Consider the following 17,502-nt stretch of genomic DNA (forward strand, 5'->3'; position numbering starts at 1 on the left):
TCGCCGCGCACCGTTGGCGTCGTGCTTCGGGCGTTCGTCGCAGGGTTGCGTCGCGCGTCGGGTGGGGGCAACTCTCCATAGATACCGCAGGCGAAAACAATTTTCTAGATGTCCGACTTATCGGAAAATTTCTTCCGAAATCTTCTTGACCTGGGCGGTTGACAGTGGGAAAGCTGTGGCGGGAGTGCCGAAAGGTGAAAGGACCACTCCCCTCATGGTCACCGTCCGCCCCTTCCAGTCCGGCGATGAGACCTCGCTGGTCGACGCCTGGAACCGCAGCATGCCCGCCGACCCCACGACATCCGGCTGGTTCAGGGACTGCGTGCTGCTCGACCCCAACTTCGACCCCGAGGGCCTGCGCATGGCCGTGGACGGGGACGACGTGGTGGGTTGCGCGTACGCCGTCCGCCGCCTGATCCCCTTAGCGCCGGGCACCGACCTGGAGCCCGACACCGGCTGGATCCCGTTCTTCTTCGTCGTCCCCGAGCACCGCGGCGGCGGGCTGGGGCGGCGGCTGGTGGGTGAGGCGGTGGGGTTCCTGGAGCGCCTCGGCCGGACGAAGGTGGACTTCTCGTCGTACACCCCCAACTACGTGCTGCCGGGCGCGGACGCCGAGCTCTATCCGGACGGTCACCGGCTGCTGGAAGAGCTCGGGTTCATGACGCTCTACTCGCCGGTCGCCATGGACCGCGCGCTCGTCGGCTACCGGACTCCGCCCGAGGTGGACGAGCTGCGGCGCGCGCGTGAGCGCGAGGGGTACGTCTTCCGCAGTCCCACCGCCGGCGAGTTGCCCGAGCTGATCCGGTACGCGGCCGACGTTTTCAACCCCGACTGGGGCGAAGCGATCCGGCAGCACCGCGATCCCGAACGCATCGTCATCGCGAAAAAAGATCACATAGTGGGCTTCGCCTTGTACGCGGCCTACCGCGGCATCCCCGAGCGCTTCGGCCCCTTCGGCGTCGACCCGGGCCAGCGCGGCACCGGCCTCGGCAAGATCCTGCTCCATCTCACCATGACCCGGATGCGCGCCGAAGGGCTGCATTCGTCCTGGTTCCTGTGGACCGGCGCTACCAGCCCGGCCGGCCACCTCTACACCAAGGCGGGCTACGAGATCACCAGAAAGTTCCACGTGATGAGGCGATCCGCATGACACACGTTCTCGCCATCGGGGCCCACGCGGGCGACCTCGACCTGACCGCGGGCGCCGTGCTGGCGCAGCACGTCCTGCGCGGCGACCGGGCGACGCTGCTGCACCTGACGCTCGGCGAGCGCGGCCATCCGCGCATGACCGTCGCCGACTACGCCAAGCAGAAGCGCGAGGAGGCCGAGACGTTCGCGGAGCGGATCGGCGCCGGCGTCAGGTTCCTCGACTACGAGGACGGCCTGCTGCCCGAGGACGACGAGACCAAGATGCGCATCGGCGACCTCATCAGGGAGCTGCGCCCCGACGTGATCCTGACGCACTGGAGCGCCTCCATCCACAAGGACCACGCCCGCACGCACCGGATCGTCGAGGACGCCCGCTTCTTCGGCGGGCTGAAGACCCTGGAGCGTGAGCATCCGGCCTACTGGGCGAGCGAGCTCTACTACGCCGACAACTGGGAGGACGCCGAGGGATACGCGCCCGACGTGTTCGTCGAGCTGGGCGAGGAGGCGTACGAGCTGTGGTCGCAGGCGATCACCGGCTACGCCTACGCCAGGGGCGAGACCTACGGCTTCCCGTACGTCGACTACTACCGCGCGCTGACGATCGTGCGCGGCGCGCCGGCCGGGTTCGGCCGCGCGCAGGCCTTCGCCGCCCCGAAGGGGTCGCGGCAACTGCGGACGAAGTACTTCGGAAAGGCGGCCTCCGCATGAGACGTCACAAGGCGGGGCAGGTCGCGGCGGTGCTGGCCGCACTCGTGCTGGCCGGATGTTCGAGTGGCGGTGGCGCCGCCAAACCGCAGGCGGACGCGCCGCCGCTGGTGATCCACGCCGTGGACGCGGGCACGTTCCAGGAGGACTTCAACCCGTACCACCTCGAAGGCGTGAACTTCGGCACCAGCGGGATGATCCACGAGACCCTCATGTACTTCAACAAGCTGAAGCCGGGGGAGATCACGCCCTGGCTGGCGCTGGACCACAAGTGGTCGGACAAGGGCAAGTCGGTGACATTCACGCTGCGGCAGAACGTGAAGTGGTCCGACGGGCAGCCGTTCACCGCCGACGACGTGGCCTTCACGTTCCAGATGCTGAAGAAGTATCCGCAGCTCAACAGGAACGCGCTGGAGATCGAGGACGCCGAGGCGCTGGCGCCCGACAAGGTGCGGGTGGACTTCGCCAACACCTCGTACGCCAAGCTGTTCAACATCGCCGGCAACTCGCCTATCGTGCCCAAGCACGTGTGGGAGAAGGAGAAGGACCCCTCCACCTTCACCAACCCCAAGCCGGTCGGTACGGGCCCGTACACGCTGTCGAAGTTCTCGGCCCAGCTGTACGAGCTGGTCAAGAACCCGTCCTACTGGCAGCCGGGCAAGCCGGAGGTACCGGTGCTGCGCTTCCCCGCGTACACGGCCAACGCCCTCCAGACGGCGCTGCAGCAGGGTGAGGTGGACTGGGCGGGCGCGTTCGTGCCGGACATCCAGAAGATCTACGTGCAGGGCAAGCCGGAGCAGAACAAGTTCTTCTTCCCGCCCGAGGGCGTGGTGACGCTGCTGCCGAACCTGACCAATCCCGTGCTGGCCAAGCCCGAGGTGCGGGCCGCCATCAGCCTGGCCGTCGACCGGGACAAGATCGTTCGTGTGGCCGAGCGCGGTTACACCAAGGTCGCGCACCCGACCGGCGTGCCGATGCCGGGCGGGGAGGCGTACATCCCGCCCGAATACCGCGCGCTCTCCTACAAGGTGGACGTCGAGAAGGCCAAGGAGCTGCTCAAGGGCGTGGACCCGGCGCAGCTGAAGTTCACCCTGCTGGTGCCCTCGCCGTTCACCGACTGGGTGAACGCGGCCCAGCTCATCCGCGAGGACCTGGCCAAGATCGGCGTCACCGTCGAGACCAGGGGCGTGGCGTTCCAGGACTGGGTGTCCAAGGTCGGCAAGGGCAACTACGACCTGTCGATCAGGGCCACCGCGTCCGGGCCGACGCCGTACTTCCAGATGCGCTCGATGCTCTTCGGCGGGCTGGCCGAGCCCGTGGGCGAGGCCGCCACCGGCAACTACGAGCGGTGGAAGGACGCCGAGACCGACAAGCTGATCGACGCCTACGCCGCCACCGAGGACGAGACCGAGCAGCAGGAGGCCACCCAGGGCCTGGGCAAGATCATGGTGGAGAAGATGCCCACGCTGCCGCTGTTCTACAGCCCGTCGTGGGCGCAGTACCGGACGAACAAGTACGTGGGCTGGCCGTCGGAGCAGGACCCGTACGCGATGCCGTCGCCGTACACCTCGCCCGACGCGGCCGTGGTGCTGCTGCACCTGAAGCCGGCCGGAAAGTGAGATTCCTGGCCAGGCGGCTCGGGTTCTACCTCCTGACGGCCTGGGCCGCCATCACGCTCAACTTCCTGATCCCCCGGCTCATGCCGGGGGATCCGGTGGAGCTGCTGGTGGCCCGGATGAGGGGGAACGTCGACCCCGCCGCCATCGACGCGATGCGCAGGGCGTTCGGCATCAGCGACGCGAGCCTGTGGCAGCAGTACCTGGACTATCTGGGCAATCTCGCCCAGGGCGAGCTGGGCCGCTCGATCACGTTCTTCCCCACCGAGGTCTCCACGGTGATCGCCGACAGCCTGCCGTGGACGGTCGGGCTCGTCGGCGTGGCCACGCTGATCAGCTACCTGATCGGCACCGCCCTCGGCGTGATCATGGCGTGGAAGCGCGGCACCTGGCTGGACGGCGTGCTGCCGGCGGCCACGTTCATGCACGCGGTGCCGTACTTCTGGGTGGCGCTGGCGCTGGTGTTCGTCTTCGGGGTGACGTTGCAGTGGTTCCCGGTCAGCCGGGCGTACGGGCTGGACGTGATGCCGGGGGTGACCGGTGAGTTCGCGCAGAGCGTGCTCTACCACGCGGCGTTGCCGGCGATCACGATCGTGGTGGCCTCGATGGCCGACCGGATCCTCGGCATGCGCAACGTCATGGTGACCACGCTCGGCGAGGACTACGTGGTGATGGCCGAGGCCAAGGGGCTGACCTCGCGCCGGGTCATGTGGGCCTACGCCGCCCGCAACGCGATCCTGCCGAACATCACCAGCTTCGCGCTCTCGCTCGGCTTCGTGGTGGGCGGCTCGGTGCTGACGGAGATCGTCTTCTCCTACCCGGGCATCGGGTCGATGCTGCTCAAGGGCGTGGAGAACGAGGACTTCCCGCTCATGCAGGGCATCTTCCTCGTCATCTCGCTGGCCGTGCTCGTCGCCAACTTCCTGGCCGACCTGGCGTACGTGGTGCTCGACCCCCGGACCAGGCAGGAGTCGGAATGAAGATCAAGATCGGGGCCGGGATCCTCGTCTTCTTCGCGCTGATGGCCGTCTTCGGGCCGCTGCTCATCGGCGCCGATCCCGCCGCCACCAGCGAGGACGGGCTGCAGGGCCCGTCGGCGCAGCACTGGCTCGGCACCACCCAGACCGGCCAGGACATCCTCGTCCAGATCGTGTACGGCGCCCGCGTCTCGCTCGGCGTCGGCGTGCTGTCGGCGCTCATCGCCACGGTGCTGGCCGTCGCGGTCGGCCTGGTCGGCGGCTACGTCGGCGGCGCCGTGGACGAGGCGCTGTCGGTGCTGACCAACATCTTCCTCGTGCTGCCCGCCCTCCCGCTGATCATCGTGCTGGCCGGCTACCTGCCGCAGCGCGGCGTGGCCTCGGTCGCGGTGGTGATCGCGGTGACCGGTTGGGCCTGGGGCGCCCGGGTGCTGCGCGCCCAGACCCTGTCGGTACGCCGGCGCGACTTCGTCCAGGCCGCCAGGGCGAGCGGCGAAGGGCCGCTGCGGATCGTCTTCTACGAGATCCTGCCGGTCCTGCTGCCCGTCATCGCCACCAGTTTCCTGGCCACCGTGGTCGCGGCGATCCTGGCCGAGGCCGGGCTCTCGTTCCTGGGCCTGGCGGACCTGTCCACCGTGAGCTGGGGCAGCATGCTGTACTTCGCGCAGAACGGGCAGGCGCTGCTCATCGGGGCCTGGTGGTGGTTCATCCCGCCCGGCCTGTGCATCGCGCTCATCGGCACCGGCCTGGCCCTGGTGAACTTCGGCATCGACGAGATCGCCAACCCGCGGCTGCGGACGATCAAGGCCCCCAGGAAGGCACGCGCATGAACGTCCTGGAGATCCGCGACCTCGGCGTGGACTACCTGTCCGGCACCGGAGCCGTGCACGCGGTGTCCGGCGTCTCGCTCGACCTGCGCCGCGGCGAGATCCTGGGCCTGGCCGGCGAGAGCGGCAGCGGCAAGACCACGCTGGCCAACGCGGTGGCCCGGCTGCTGCGCCCGCCCGCCTCGATCACATCCGGGTCGGTCGTCTACCACCGCCAGGACGGCTCGGCCGTGGACGTGCTCGCCCTCGGCAGGAACGAGCTGCGCGCCTTCCGCTGGAAGGAGCTGGCGGTCGTCTTCCAGAGCGCCATGAACTCCCTCAACCCGGTCATCACCGTGGGGGCCCAGATCGACGACGTGCTGCGCATCCACGCGCCCCGCATGTCCCGCGCAGAGCGCACGGAACGCTCGGTCGAGCTGCTGCAGCGCGTCGGCATCAGCGCCGACCGGCGCCGCTCCTACCCGCACGAGCTGTCCGGCGGCATGCGCCAGCGCGCCGCCATCGCCATCGCGCTCGCGCTCAACCCCGAGATCATCATCATGGACGAGCCGACGACCGCGCTCGACGTGGTGGTGCAGCGCGACATCCTCGCCGAGATCAAGGCATTGCGGGAGGAGTACGGTTTCGCGGTCGTCTTCATCACCCACGATCTGTCGCTGCTCATGGAGATCTCCGACCGGATCGCCATCATGTACGCGGGCCGGGTCGTGGAGACCGGGACGGCCAAGGCGCTGCACCGGGCGCCGCGGCATCCGTACACGGTGGGGCTGCTGCGCTCGTTCCCGCGCCTGCGCGGGCCGCGCGAAGAGCTGCTGGGCATCCCCGGCACGCCGCCGGACCTGCGCTCACCACCGCCCGGCTGCGCCTTCCACCCCAGGTGCGCGATGGCGGTGGCGGAGTGCTCCGAGCGCCTGCCCGTGCTCACCGCGGCGGCAGACAGCGAGGTCGCGTGCCTGCTCAACGACGGGAGGGGAGTGTCATGAACATCCTGGAGGGGCGCGAGCTCACCAAGCACTTCACCGCCGCCCGCGGCCCTCGGGGCCGCTTCGGCCGGCGGCCGCCGGTGCGGGCGGTGGAGGGCGTCTCGATCGCGCTGCGAGCCGGCGCGGTGACGGCGCTGGTCGGCGAGAGCGGCTGCGGCAAGAGCACGGTCGCACGGCTGCTGGCCCAGGTCTATCCGGCCACGTCCGGGGAGGTGCTGCTGCGCGGCGAGCCGGTACGCGCCCACCGCGGCGCCGCCTTCAGGGAGTACCGGCGGCAGGTCCAGCTCATCTTCCAGGACCCCTTCGCCTCACTGAACCCGTTCCACCGGGTCCGCTACCACCTGGCCAGGCCGCTGCGCCTGCACGGGCACGCCCGCTCCGACGCCGAGGAACGCGAGCAGGTCGCCGAGTTGCTCGAACGCGTCAGCCTCACCCCGGTCGAGCAGTTCATGGACAAGATGCCGCACGAGCTGTCCGGCGGGCAGCGGCAGCGGGTGGCCATCGCGCGGGCGCTGGCGGTGCGGCCCGTCGCGCTGATCGCCGACGAGCCCGTGTCGATGCTGGACGTGTCGATCAGGCTCGGCGTGCTGCGGCTGCTGGAAGGGCTGGCCAGGGACAGCGGGCTGGCGCTGCTCTACATCACGCACGACATCGCCAGCGCCCGTTACTTCGCCGAGGACATCACGGTCATGTACGCGGGGCGGCTGATCGAGAGCGGGCCGAGCGAGGAGCTGACGCAGTCGCCGCGGCATCCGTACACGCAGCTGCTGCTGGAGTCGGCGCCTGACCCCGACCGGGTGGCGGCTCCCGGGGGACGTCGGCACGGTGAGCCGCCCAGCCTGATCGATCCGCCGGGCGGCTGCCGGTTCCATCCGCGCTGCCCGGTGGCGCTGCCGGTGTGCTCGACCGAGGTGCCGGGGCGCACGGAGCTGGGCGAGGGGCACTGGACGCACTGCTGGCAGGCCGAGGCGGCGCTCACCCGGTAGACCTCACCCGCTAGACCTCACCCGGGAGGACGGTTCAGGAGGCGCGGTAGCGTTCGGAGAGTTCGGTGGTCGTCGCGGCCATCCGGTGGCGTAGTTCGACGGGCGAGAGCACCTCGGCGTCCGTGCCCAGCCGCAGGAACTCGCTCGTCGCGTGTTCGATCGACTCGATCGGCACCGTGACCAGCGTCCAGCCCCGCTCGTCCGGGCCCCGCGCGCTCTCCCGCGCCGCCTCCACCACGCCCGGCGTCATGAGGTCGGCCAGGCGCTGCATGCCGTGCGGCGACAGCCGCACCTCGGCCTGGCCCCAGCGCAGCCTGCTCTCGAACTCGGCCAGGTAGTCGCGCCAGTACGCGGCCAGGTCGAACCCCTCGGGCCGGGTGAACCGTTCCGGCAGCGGATGCAGGTCGAGGATCTGCGAGACGCGGTAGGTGCGTACCTGCTCGCCCGAGCGCGCCACCAGATACCACCGCCCGGCCTTGACCACCAGCCCGTACGGCTCCAGCCGCCGCTCCACCTCCTGCGGCGCCTTCCACCGCCGGTAGCGGACCTGCACCCGGCGCTCGTTCCAGACGGCGTCGGCCACGGCGGGCAGGTAGGTGACCGGCTCCCGGTCGCGGTACCAGGTGGGCGCGTCGAGGTGGAAGCGCTCCTGGATGCGGCCGGCCCGGTCGCGCAGCTCGACCGGGAGCGCGGCCATCAGCTTGAGCTGAGCGGCGGTCACCACCGCGCCCAGCCCCAGCTCGGCCGCGGGACCGGGCAGGCCGGCCAGGAACAGCGACTCGGCCTCGTCGGCGGTCAGGCCGGTGAGCCTGGTGCGGTAGCCGTCGAGGAGCTGGTATCCGCCCTTCGGGCCGGCGTCGCCGTAGAGCGGGATGCCGGCGGAGTGGAGGGATTCGACGTCGCGGTAGATGGTGCGGACGGAGACCTCCAGCCGGTCGGCCAGCTCCTGCGCGGTCATCCGGCCGCGCGTCTGCAGGAGCAGCAGGATCGAGACCAGGCGGGAAGCTCGCATATCACTGACACTACCTGTCAGTGACCCGGCCCTATGGTCTCAGCCATGAACGACTTCGACTTTTTCGCCGGCCGCTGGAACGTCGTCAACCGCCGGCTGGTCAAGCCCCTGTCCGGCAGCGACGAATGGGACGAGTTCCCCGGCGTCTCCACGGCCGGCCGGCACTTCGGTGGCGGGGCCAGCTTCGACGAGATCGAGTTCCCCACGAAGGGCCGCAGCGGGATGACCGTGCGCCTGCGTGACGTGGACAGCGGGCTGTGGTCCATCTACTGGGCCAGCAGCGCGACCGGTGTGCTCGACACCCGGCCCATGGTGGGCTCGTTCGAGGGGGACCGGGGCGAGTTCTACGGTGAGGAGACCTGCGACGGCCGGCCGGTGCGCTGCCGGTTCATCTGGACGGTCTTCAGGGATACCGATGCCGCCCGCTGGGAGCAGGCGTTCTCCGAGGACGACGGGCAGAGCTGGGAGACGAACTGGACGATGGACTTCACCCGCGCGTGACGTCCGCGATCCCGTACGGCAGCGCCGCGGCGTCGGCGTTGCCGCGCACCCAGAGGATCACGCCCACGGCGACGGCCGCGACCAGCAGCAGGACGAGGCCGGCCACGATCACCCACCACCACCCGGACCGCGCCGGCTTGGCCTCGTAGAGGGGCACGTCGGGCAGCATGTCGGGGGTGTACGGCAGCCGCTGCGTGTAGGGCGCCTCGGGCGGGCCCTGCTCGGACGGCTGTCCTGGATGGGGGTAGCGGTGCCGGATCGTCTGGTCGGGATCCGGCCGGCGGGGCTGCTCTGGCGTCATGACTCCCTCAGGCACGCTGCGGAATGTCCGATACGCCAACATTGTCACACTCGTCGGCGCGGTGTCGCCTGCGCGGCAGGACTTCCGCGTCAGCCGTGGGCGGGCGGCTGACCTTCACCGTAAGGCGGCTGCGGGTGCTGCGGCTGCCGGCCGGGCTGCTGCTGCTGCCACCCCGGCTGCTGCTGCGGCGGGCCCTGCTGCTGGTACCCCTGCTGCCACTCGGGCTGCTGCTGCCAGCCCTGGGGCGCCTGCTGGGCGTACGCGGCGGCCTGAGCCTGCTGCGGCGGGTTCCTGCGGGCGATCACCGCGAAGATCAGCAACCCGGTGCCGCTCACCTGGATGAGCAGGGACAGCAGGTTCATCACCAGCGCGATCGGCCCGTACTGGTCGAAGCCGAGGGAACGGACCAGATCGGGGGCCATGAGGATGAACACGCCGTTGATCACCACCCCCACGAGCAGCACGACGCACCCGATCATGCCGAGCACGCTCCCCCGGCCGTGCTCCGCCCGGCGGGTCGCCATCAGAATGGCGCCACCGAGCAGCAACAGGACCATCACGATCGTCGTGAGGATGCTGATGATGTTGGACAGCGAGGACATCAAGGGGAACTCCAGCGGTTAGACGGGCAACGCGAAGACGCTACGCGGATTCGCGCTGTTGTTCCACCGCGCGGGTGATGGAGGCGAGGTCGTGGCCGCCCTCATAACGCACGCCGTTGATGAACAGGGTCGGAGTGCCGCGTACGCCGCTCGCGCGGCCCGACTCCTCGTCCACCCCGATCCTGGACACCCGCTCGGGGATCTCCGACCACGGCTCCACGTCCAGCTGAGCGGCGTAGCGTTCGAGGTCGGCGTCGGTGAGGAAGCGCTGGTTGTCGTAGAGGAGATCGTGCATCTCCCAGAACTTGCCGCGGCCGGCGGCGGCCTCGGCCACGATGGCGGCGGAGGCGGCGTGCGGATGCAGGGTGCGCAGCGGGAAGTGCCGGAACACCAGCCGCACGTCCGGGTTCTTGCGCAGGATCTCCGCCAGGATCGGGTGCAGCCGGCCGCAGTAGGGGCACTCGAAGTCGCCGTACTCGACGATCGTCACCCGGGCCTTGGCGGGCCCGCGCACGTGGTCGCCTGGGCCGACCGGCACGGTCAGCGTGGTCGGCAGCTCCTCGGCGGGCTCGGCGTCGGGCGGCGCGCACACGCCGCCGCGGTCCCACGCCATCCGGAAGATCACCCAGCCCAGTACGGCGGCCAGCAGCGACCCGGCCAGGATCCCGATCTTCGCCTGGTCGTGCAGGGCCGAGTCGTCGAAGGCCAGGTCCACGATGAACAGCGCCACCGTGAACCCGATGCCCGACACGGCCGCTCCGCCGAACAACTGCCCCCACACCAGGTTCCCCGGCAGGACGCCCCACCCGAGGCGCAGCGGCAGCCAGGTGCCGAGCCAGATCCCCACGAACTTGCCCACCAGCAGCCCCAGCGCCACGCCGATGGCGACGGGCGAGGTGGCGGCGGCGCGCAGGGTGTCACCGTCGAGGCTCACGCCGGCGTTGGCCAGCGCGAAGACGGGCACGATCACGTAGCTGCTCCACGGATGCAGCCGCAGTTGCAGGCGTTCGTTCACGGAGACGGCCCGCTGCACGCGCCGGGCGGCCTCCCTGGCGGCCTGCGCGCTGGGCTCGCTGGTGAAGCCCTGGACGGCCTCCCCGGCCAGCAGCAGCTTGTGGTCGGTGGGCGCGTACACGAAGACGAGGATGCCGAGCGCGATGCCGACCAGCGTCGGGTGGATCCCGCTCTCCAGCGTGGCCACCCACAGCGCGAACCCCAGCACGATGTACGCCGGCGCCCGCCAGATCTTCAGCCACCGCAGCGTCAGGATGGCCGCGAGCAGCACCGCCGCCGTGAGCAGGGCGGGCACGGACAGGCTGTCGGTGTAGAAGATCGCGATGATCATGATGGCGAGCACGTCGTCCACGATCGCCAGCGTCAGCAGGAACGCCCGCAGCGGATCGGGGCAGCGCGCCCCCACCACCGCCAGCACGCCCAGGACGAACGCGGTGTCGGTGGCGATCGGCACGCCCCACCCGCCGGCCCCCGGCCCGCCGAAGTTCAGCAGCAGGTAGACGCCGGCCGGCACGAGCATGCCGCCGAACGCCGCCACGGCCGGCACCGCGATCAGCCGCCGGTCCCTGAGCTGGCCGAGCCGCACCTCGTAGGAGACCTCCAGCCCGATGAGGAAGAAGAACACCGACATGAGGCCGTCGTTGACCCAGTGCCGCAGGTCCAGCGAGAACGCCGCGTCACCGAAGGAGATCCCCATGGGGGTGTGCCAGAACGCCTCGTAGGTCTCGCTCCACGGCGAGTTGGCCCACAGCAGGGCCAGCACGGTGGCCACGAGCAACATGCTCGTGCTGCCGGCCTCGGTCCTCAGGAACGCCCGCAACATGACAGATCTCCCCCTAAGGTGTCGATATTACGGCTGGTCGGGCACTTGTTCGTCGGGGCGTCCCGCTGATCGCCCGGCACGCCGGACCATCCAGATCGCGAACGCCGTCACCAGGGCCAGCGCCGCCGTGCTGATGGCCAGCAGCAGCGGGAGCGGGCCGGTGGAGCCGATGGGACCGGTCGCAGCGGCCGTCTTCACGGGCGCGGTCGCCGGAACGGAGGCGGTGGGGACGGCGGGGGCGAGCGTCACGGGGCCGGTGTCGGGCGTGAGCGTCAGGCCCTGCTGCCGGTCGGGCGGCCCGTAACCCATGGTGTCGTGGTACGTGGGCACGCCGGCGGGCTCGCCCTGCACGTCCACGGTGAGCGTGATCGGCACCTTGACGTCGGCGGCGCCCTGGTCGGTGAACAGGCGCACCCACAGCTTGTAGTAGCCGGGCAGCGTCGTGTCCCGGATGTAGTCCTCGTCCGACTCCCTGTTGCGGTAGGCCACGGGCACCGACGCGCCGGTGTAGGACTGCGGCCGGTCTCCGAGCGTCGCCTTCCAGGCGTAGTCGGGGAAGTCGCCGAGCACCCGGGGGTTCTCGGGGCTGAGGATGGAGCTCGACACGTTGAGCCGCGCGCCGTCCAGCGTGGCGCGGTCGGCCTCTGACAGGGCCGGCACCTCGATCCGGTACGCCAGCCGCTGGCCGTAGGTGAGCGGCACCCGGAAGTACGCCTCCTCGCCGGGCGCCATCGTGTCGGTGTAACGGCCGTCGGCCAGCACGGGCAGCGCGGCGGCGTTCGTGACCGGCGGCTCGATGACCAGGCTCAGCTCCAGCGGCGCGGGGGAGCGGCGGGCCTGGTCGCCCTTGTTGGTCACCTCGATCACGAAGCGGCCGGCCGCCGCGCACGGGCCTGAGCCTTCGGTGACCTGGGTCTGCCCCACCACGAACGCGCTGCCCCCGGTGGGCAGGTCGCTGAGGAGGTCGTGGCTGTCGCAGGGAGGAGCCGGTCGGCGGCCAGAGCACCAGGCTCGCGCCGATGACCGCCCTGGCCCCGGTCGGTGCCGTCGCGCCGATCCGCATCCCGGCGTACGCGGTGGCGCCCGTGGGCAGGTCGAAGGCATAGTGCCGCTTGACGTCCGGCCCCGGCGGCATCGCGTCCAGGTAGGCGCCCGGCTTGAGCACCGGGGCGGACTCCCGGTCGGCGGTGCCGGTCACGGGGATGCCGACGGGCGCCGTATGGGCGAGCGCCGTGTGGGCGAGCGCTGTGGGGGCGAAAGCCAGGGGCGTCAGGGCGAGCAGGACGACCGGGGCATGAACCCCCGTTATTGATCAATCCATCAGTTGAAAAACAGATGGACGGCCGCGTCTCTCGCCAGCAGGAACCCCACGATCGCCACCCCCCAGCTCACCATCGAGGCCGAGTGCTTGGTGAGCCAGGCCCGCAGCCGCTCCAGCTTCGGCTCCAGCCAGCCGCCGGCCATCCCGCGCAGCGCCATGAGCACCAGCGTCGGCACGATCATGACCAGCACGTACGCCGCCAGCACCGGCACCCACTGGGCCGTCGTCAGCCCGGAGGTCGTCATCAGGCCGATCGCCGCCAGGTACGGCACCATCGTGGCCACCTCCAGCGCCCCGGCGGTCAGCCCGAGCAGCACCATCGTCCGCGGCCCGCCGACGCGGGGCTCGAACGTCCGCTGGGGCTTGCCCCGCTTGGCCCGCCACTTCGGATCGAACCGGTAGCTCAGCGCGAACAGCCCCACACCGGCGACGAGCTCCACCACGCGGACGGGACGGCTGTCCAGCAGGCCGCCGAAGGCGTCCTTGGCCGCGGCCAGCCCCAGCATGAGCGCCACGCCCACGAGGAAGTAGAAGATCGCCACGGTGGCGAGGTAGGTCAGCAACCGGGATCCCCGCGACCTGTCCGAGGCCAGCAGCAGGTAGACGGGGATGCCGAGGGTGCCGAAGCTGGTGCTGTCGACCACCGCCAGCGCCGCGAGGGTGAGCAGCAGTGCGATCGTCATGGGGAAATCATGCTGAACGCGGGCCCGGGCCCGCCTCCTCCGGCGGGCTGAACCGGGCGTACATCCTTCTGCTCACCCCTGAGGGCGGTGCTACAGATTGCGCAGATAGGCCAGCGACGGCGCGAAGAAGTGTTCTCCGCCCTTCATCGTGACCGTCTGGGGCACCTGAGCGTGCGGGGGCGACATTTCCGGCTCGCCCCACACCTTGGGGAAGGTGACCTTCAGGTCGCGGGTGCCCTGCCCGATGATCGGATCGTGGCCGGTCCCCGGGATCTCGAAGTCGGGATTGTCGGCCCAGAACTCCTGGGTGAACTCGAACTGCCTGAGCAGACTGCTGTTGAACGCCATGAACAGCAGGCCCACCTCACCGCTCGGCCGCACCTCGGGCGGCGAGTCGTCCGACGGGTCGTCGGTGCGGTCGCCGTACGTCTGCCCGCGCCTGGCCATGATCACCTCACGCCCGAACGAGCGCGGGTTGGTCTTCCTGACGTGGCCGCTGAACGGGCACTTGGAGCCGTCGTCGGCGTCGAAAGTGAAGTCGTTGACCACCGGCCCGCCGCCGCCCTTGGACTTGAGCGTCAGCGGAGTGCCGTCCTTGAACCTGCCGACGAGCATGGCGCCCGCCCGGTCGCGGTCGGCGCCCTTCAGCCCGAGGCTGTCGGCCAGGTCCCGCTCGATCTCCTTGAACGCCCGCACGTTCTGCTCCAGCTTCCTGAAGACCAGGTAGCTGCCGTGGTGGCGGGACGGGTCCGGCGCGAACGGGTCGGGCACCAGGACGTTGCTCAGCGGGAAGGCCGGATCCCAGTGCTGCTTCGGCTCCCTGTCGATCTCGTCCTTCAGGAACAGCGGCTGGCTGCGGCCGTCCACGTAGCCGAAGTGCTCGATGCCGTCGCCGGCCGGGTTGCGCATGCCGTGGCCGCTCTCCTCGCCGAGCAGCCTGGCGCTTTCCGGCAGCTCGCCCAGGATCTCCTCGCGCAGCCTGGCCACCGGCCCGGGCTCGGCGTCGCCGATCAGGATGACGGCGTGGATCTCCCGCTGGTAGGGGCGCTCCCACTCCTCCACCGGCGGGTCGCCGGCCCGCGCGATCCGCCGCTTCATGCCGTCGCGGAAGACCTCGTCGTCGAATTTGCGCACGTCCTCGACCGTGTGGCCGAGGTCGCGGTAGCCGGCCTTGCTGATGCCGATCCCCACGTACGGGGTGCCGCGGCCGCGGCCGGCGGCGAAGTCGCGCACCTCTTCCAGATGCCGGCGCGCCGACTTCATCCTCGTGGTCGCGATGCCGCGCAGAAAGGCCCTGCCCTCGGCCACGTCGTTGAACCGGACGAACAGCAGGCTCAGGTGCTCGCGCACATGCGCGCGCAGGATGTTCGGCTGCAGATTGTCGAGCATCGCCTTGGTGTCCGCGTCGAGCGTGGCCGAATCCCAGGCCAGGGGTCGTTCATTGTTCAGGTCGACAGGCACTGCCGTGTCCTTTCCCCGTTTCCCATCAGAAATCGGGCCCCCTTACGCGTCACGGAGAAAACACATTTCCGTTGATTCGACGCGCCCAGTCAGTACGACTCCCCAGGGGTCGGGAAAGTTTCCCGGCATCCGGTCAGCTTGATTTCCCTTTCAGCGGACGGTGAGCGAGGTACGCGCCACTCCGCCGTTCGCGCAGCGTACGGTCACGCCGTGGGTGCCGGGACGGGTCGCCCGCACGTTCGCCGACCAGGAGGTGGTGCCCGCGGCGGGCCGGTAGCCGGCCGTGGCGAAGGCGGTCGAGGTCACGTTCCGCACCTGGGAGCCGCCGCACACCGCCGTCACCCGCACTCGCGCGCCCGCCCTGGCCGTGACGGGGGAGACGCCGACGCCGGCGTTGATCGCGACGGGAGCGGTGCCGTTGCCGGTGCCGTTGCCGGGAGCGGGCGTGGTGGGCCGGGTGGTGGGCCGGCCGGTCGGGGCGCTCGTGGGTGTCGGCTTGGGGGTCGCCGTCGGGGTGCCGGTCGGGGTCGGCGCGGGGGACGGGTTGCTCTGCCCGAAAACCACGTCCGAGCAGGAGTAGAACGCCTCGGGGCTGTCGCTGCGCTGCCAGATCGCGTAGATCAGGTGGCGTCCCTGCCGGGAGGGGAGCTTGGCCGTCATGGTGTAGAAGCCGTCGACGACCGTGGGGTTCGCGACGTGGAACGGCTTGGCCTCCAGGTCCGACCACTTCAGCGGGCTGGACGGGTCGTAGCCGTCCCTGGTCATGTAGAGCTCGAAGGAGCCCTTGTGCGGGGCCGTGGCGCGATACCTGAAGGTGTGCGTGGCGCCGGCGGTCATGCTCGTCGCCGGCCAGTCGGCCCGCGCCTGGTCGAAGCCGCGGTACTTGTCGCGGCCCGCGCTGCACAGCTTGCCGTCCGGGATGATCTGGCGGTGCCGTCCTGCCGCGTCGGCGATGTTGACCTCGTTCCAGTCGTAGAGGGGCTGCGTGCCGCCGATCGCCACGGCCTGCTTGCAGGCGGCCGACTTCGGGTTCTCCGGGCCCTCGCTGTAGCAGACCATGGTGCGGCTGGGCGGGTTGCTCATGGTGCCGTGGGCGGAGGCCGTGCCGGGGGCGACGGCGAGCACGAGGAGCGTGGGGGCGGCCAGGGTGGCGGCGGCGAGCGCCTTGCGGTTGATCTGCATGCAGATCACCTTGGAGCACGAAAAACCCCGAAATATCGGGGTTAAGCCTCCTTTAAGGCTGACTTAGAGAGCTTTTCAGTGTGAGCAGACGTCCGCAGCCACACCCCTATCTGGGCCCCGCCCATCGACGAACGGTCCAGCCGCAGCACCCCGCCGGTCGACTCCGCCAGCCGCCGCGCGATGTCCAGGCCCAGCCCGGTGGACCCACTCCCGCTGGCGCCCCGCTCCAGCGCCGTCTCCGGGTCCGCGATGCCGGACCCCGCGTCGGCGACCAGGATGCCGACCGTGTCCCGGCCCTCGTGCAACGTGACGCCGAACGCCGTCCCCTCAGGCGTGTGCCGGAACACGTTCCCGAGCAGCGCGTCCACCGCCGCCGTCAGCTCCCCCGCCGGTACGGGCGCCCGCACCGGCAGCGTGGCCCCGACGAGCTGCCACGGCCGCCCCTGGTCCTCGGCCAGCGCCGACCAGAACGCCAGCCGCTCGCGCAGCACCTCGGCGGCGTCGCACGACCGCGCCGCGCGGCTGGGCCGCCTGGCCGCCGAGATGATCGTGGTCACCTCGCCCTCCAGCCGGGCCAGCGCCTGCCTGCTCTGCTCCGCCTGCGGCCCGAGCTGGTCCAGGCTGAGTTTGAGCGCGGTCAGCGGCGTGCGCAGCCGGTGCGACAGGTCGGCGGCCAGCTCCCGCTCGGCCGCGAGCAGGTGGGTGACCCGGTTGGCCATGGCGTTGAACGCGGTGGCCGCCGCCTTGAGCTCGGGCGGGCCGTCGGGGTAGATGCGCTCGCTCAGGTCGCCGTCGCCGAGCGCGGTGGCGGCCGTGCCCAGGCGGCGCGCGGCGCGTACGACCCTGGCCCCGAGCCGGTCGCCGACCAGCACCGAGCCGAGCACCAGCACCACGGCCACCCCGGTCAGCACCGCCCACGAGGCGTAGACGCCCCGGTCGAGGTCGTCGGCGGGCACGAACACCTCGATCACCGCGCCGCGGTCGTCGTCCAGCACCACGGGGCGCAGCAGCACATAACCGCCGGCCAGCTCGGCCGTGCTCGCCCTGATCCCCGCGGCGGCCCCGGCCACCTGAGCGGCCGGCGCCCTGGTCGTGCCCACCGTGGCGCCGCCTCCGACGTGGATGGCCAGCAGGCCGCGCCGCCCCGCCTCGGTACGCGCCATCGCGTGCGCGAGGTCGTCCGTGCTGGTCGTCAGCGCCAGCACCGGCACCAGCGCGGACGCCTGCCGCTCGGCGGCGGCCACGGCCCTGCTCTGCGCCGTCTCCCTGACGATCAGGGCCAGCGGCACCAGGAAGGCCAGCGCGACCATCGAGGTGACGGCCACCATGAGCACCGCCAGCGTCCGCCTCATCGAGCCC

17 protein-coding genes are annotated in these 17,502 nt (G+C 70.8%); 8 read left to right on the forward strand and 9 right to left on the reverse strand.

What is annotated here, in order from left to right; translation table 11 throughout:
• Positions 1–214 precede the first annotated feature (214 nt).
• The 7 genes from AB0C27_RS14580 to AB0C27_RS14610 are packed head-to-tail and all read left to right on the forward strand — an operon-like array spanning position 215 to position 7,243.
• A complete protein-coding gene (locus AB0C27_RS14580) occupies positions 215–1,150 on the forward strand; it encodes a GNAT family N-acetyltransferase (RefSeq protein WP_357843172.1) in 936 nt (311 codons plus the stop codon).
• Positions 1,147–1,857, forward strand: a complete 711-nt coding sequence (locus AB0C27_RS14585) for a PIG-L family deacetylase (RefSeq protein WP_357843175.1) — start codon at positions 1,147–1,149, stop codon at positions 1,855–1,857. The genes AB0C27_RS14580 and AB0C27_RS14585 overlap by 4 nt, the downstream gene beginning before the upstream one ends.
• Positions 1,854–3,473, forward strand: a complete 1,620-nt coding sequence (locus AB0C27_RS14590) for an ABC transporter substrate-binding protein (RefSeq protein ID WP_357843178.1) — start codon at positions 1,854–1,856, stop codon at positions 3,471–3,473. Before AB0C27_RS14585 ends, AB0C27_RS14590 begins: the two co-directional genes overlap by 4 nt.
• The gene (locus AB0C27_RS14595; RefSeq protein WP_357843181.1) at positions 3,470–4,450 is read left to right on the forward strand and encodes an ABC transporter permease; all 981 of its coding nucleotides are present in this window, start codon (positions 3,470–3,472) and stop codon (positions 4,448–4,450) included. Before AB0C27_RS14590 ends, AB0C27_RS14595 begins: the two co-directional genes overlap by 4 nt.
• The gene (locus AB0C27_RS14600) at positions 4,447–5,277 is read left to right on the forward strand and encodes an ABC transporter permease (protein ID WP_357843184.1); all 831 of its coding nucleotides are present in this window, start codon (positions 4,447–4,449) and stop codon (positions 5,275–5,277) included. Before AB0C27_RS14595 ends, AB0C27_RS14600 begins: the two co-directional genes overlap by 4 nt.
• Complete coding sequence (locus AB0C27_RS14605) at positions 5,274–6,257, forward strand: ABC transporter ATP-binding protein (protein WP_357843187.1); 984 nt, start codon at positions 5,274–5,276, stop codon at positions 6,255–6,257. The genes AB0C27_RS14600 and AB0C27_RS14605 overlap by 4 nt, the downstream gene beginning before the upstream one ends.
• Positions 6,254–7,243: an ABC transporter ATP-binding protein gene (locus AB0C27_RS14610; RefSeq protein ID WP_357843190.1), complete on the forward strand. Its 990-nt coding sequence runs from the start codon at positions 6,254–6,256 to the stop codon at positions 7,241–7,243. Before AB0C27_RS14605 ends, AB0C27_RS14610 begins: the two co-directional genes overlap by 4 nt.
• Before the next feature lie 34 nt (positions 7,244–7,277).
• Here the strand turns inward: AB0C27_RS14610 and AB0C27_RS14615 are convergent, their stop codons facing one another.
• Positions 7,278–8,255 (reverse strand): YafY family protein, encoded by a 978-nt coding sequence (locus AB0C27_RS14615; RefSeq protein ID WP_357843193.1) that lies wholly within the window; start codon positions 8,253–8,255, stop codon positions 7,278–7,280.
• Between the two features lie 45 nt (positions 8,256–8,300).
• Between AB0C27_RS14615 and AB0C27_RS14620 the strand changes: the two genes are divergently transcribed.
• Positions 8,301–8,756, forward strand: coding sequence for a hypothetical protein (locus AB0C27_RS14620; protein WP_357843196.1), 456 nt, complete (start codon positions 8,301–8,303; stop codon positions 8,754–8,756).
• On the opposite strand, the gene AB0C27_RS14625 is transcribed toward AB0C27_RS14620, so the two are convergent.
• The 8 genes from AB0C27_RS14625 to AB0C27_RS14660 all read right to left on the reverse strand — a co-directional run bounded on the left by AB0C27_RS14625 (position 8,743) and on the right by AB0C27_RS14660 (position 17,495).
• Complete coding sequence (locus tag AB0C27_RS14625) at positions 8,743–9,057, reverse strand: hypothetical protein (protein ID WP_357843199.1); 315 nt, start codon at positions 9,055–9,057, stop codon at positions 8,743–8,745. The genes AB0C27_RS14620 and AB0C27_RS14625 overlap by 14 nt on opposite strands.
• 89 nt (positions 9,058–9,146) lie before the next feature.
• On the reverse strand, positions 9,147–9,659 hold the full coding sequence (locus AB0C27_RS14630) for a hypothetical protein (protein ID WP_357843202.1): 513 nt from the start codon (positions 9,657–9,659) through the stop codon (positions 9,147–9,149).
• 40 nt (positions 9,660–9,699) lie between these two features.
• Entirely contained in the window at positions 9,700–11,496 is a 1,797-nt protein-coding gene (nhaA, locus tag AB0C27_RS14635) for a Na+/H+ antiporter NhaA (protein ID WP_357843205.1), read from the reverse strand.
• A gap of 27 nt (positions 11,497–11,523) precedes the next feature.
• A complete protein-coding gene (locus tag AB0C27_RS14640) occupies positions 11,524–12,423 on the reverse strand; it encodes a hypothetical protein (protein ID WP_357843208.1) in 900 nt (299 codons plus the stop codon).
• Between the two features lie 393 nt (positions 12,424–12,816).
• The gene (locus AB0C27_RS14645) at positions 12,817–13,500 is read right to left on the reverse strand and encodes a GAP family protein (RefSeq protein WP_357843211.1); all 684 of its coding nucleotides are present in this window, start codon (positions 13,498–13,500) and stop codon (positions 12,817–12,819) included.
• A gap of 90 nt (positions 13,501–13,590) precedes the next feature.
• Complete coding sequence (locus AB0C27_RS14650; RefSeq protein ID WP_357843214.1) at positions 13,591–14,961, reverse strand: hypothetical protein; 1,371 nt, start codon at positions 14,959–14,961, stop codon at positions 13,591–13,593.
• 150 nt (positions 14,962–15,111) lie between these two features.
• A complete protein-coding gene (locus AB0C27_RS14655) occupies positions 15,112–16,143 on the reverse strand; it encodes a lytic polysaccharide monooxygenase (RefSeq protein WP_357843217.1) in 1,032 nt (343 codons plus the stop codon).
• Between the two features lie 41 nt (positions 16,144–16,184).
• Positions 16,185–17,495 (reverse strand): HAMP domain-containing sensor histidine kinase, encoded by a 1,311-nt coding sequence (locus tag AB0C27_RS14660; protein WP_357843220.1) that lies wholly within the window; start codon positions 17,493–17,495, stop codon positions 16,185–16,187.
• Positions 17,496–17,502 lie beyond the last annotated feature (7 nt).

It is taken from the genome of Nonomuraea sp. NPDC048882, from assembly GCF_040649755.1.
In the GTDB taxonomy this organism is placed as follows: domain Bacteria; phylum Actinomycetota; class Actinomycetes; order Streptosporangiales; family Streptosporangiaceae; genus Nonomuraea; species Nonomuraea maheshkhaliensis.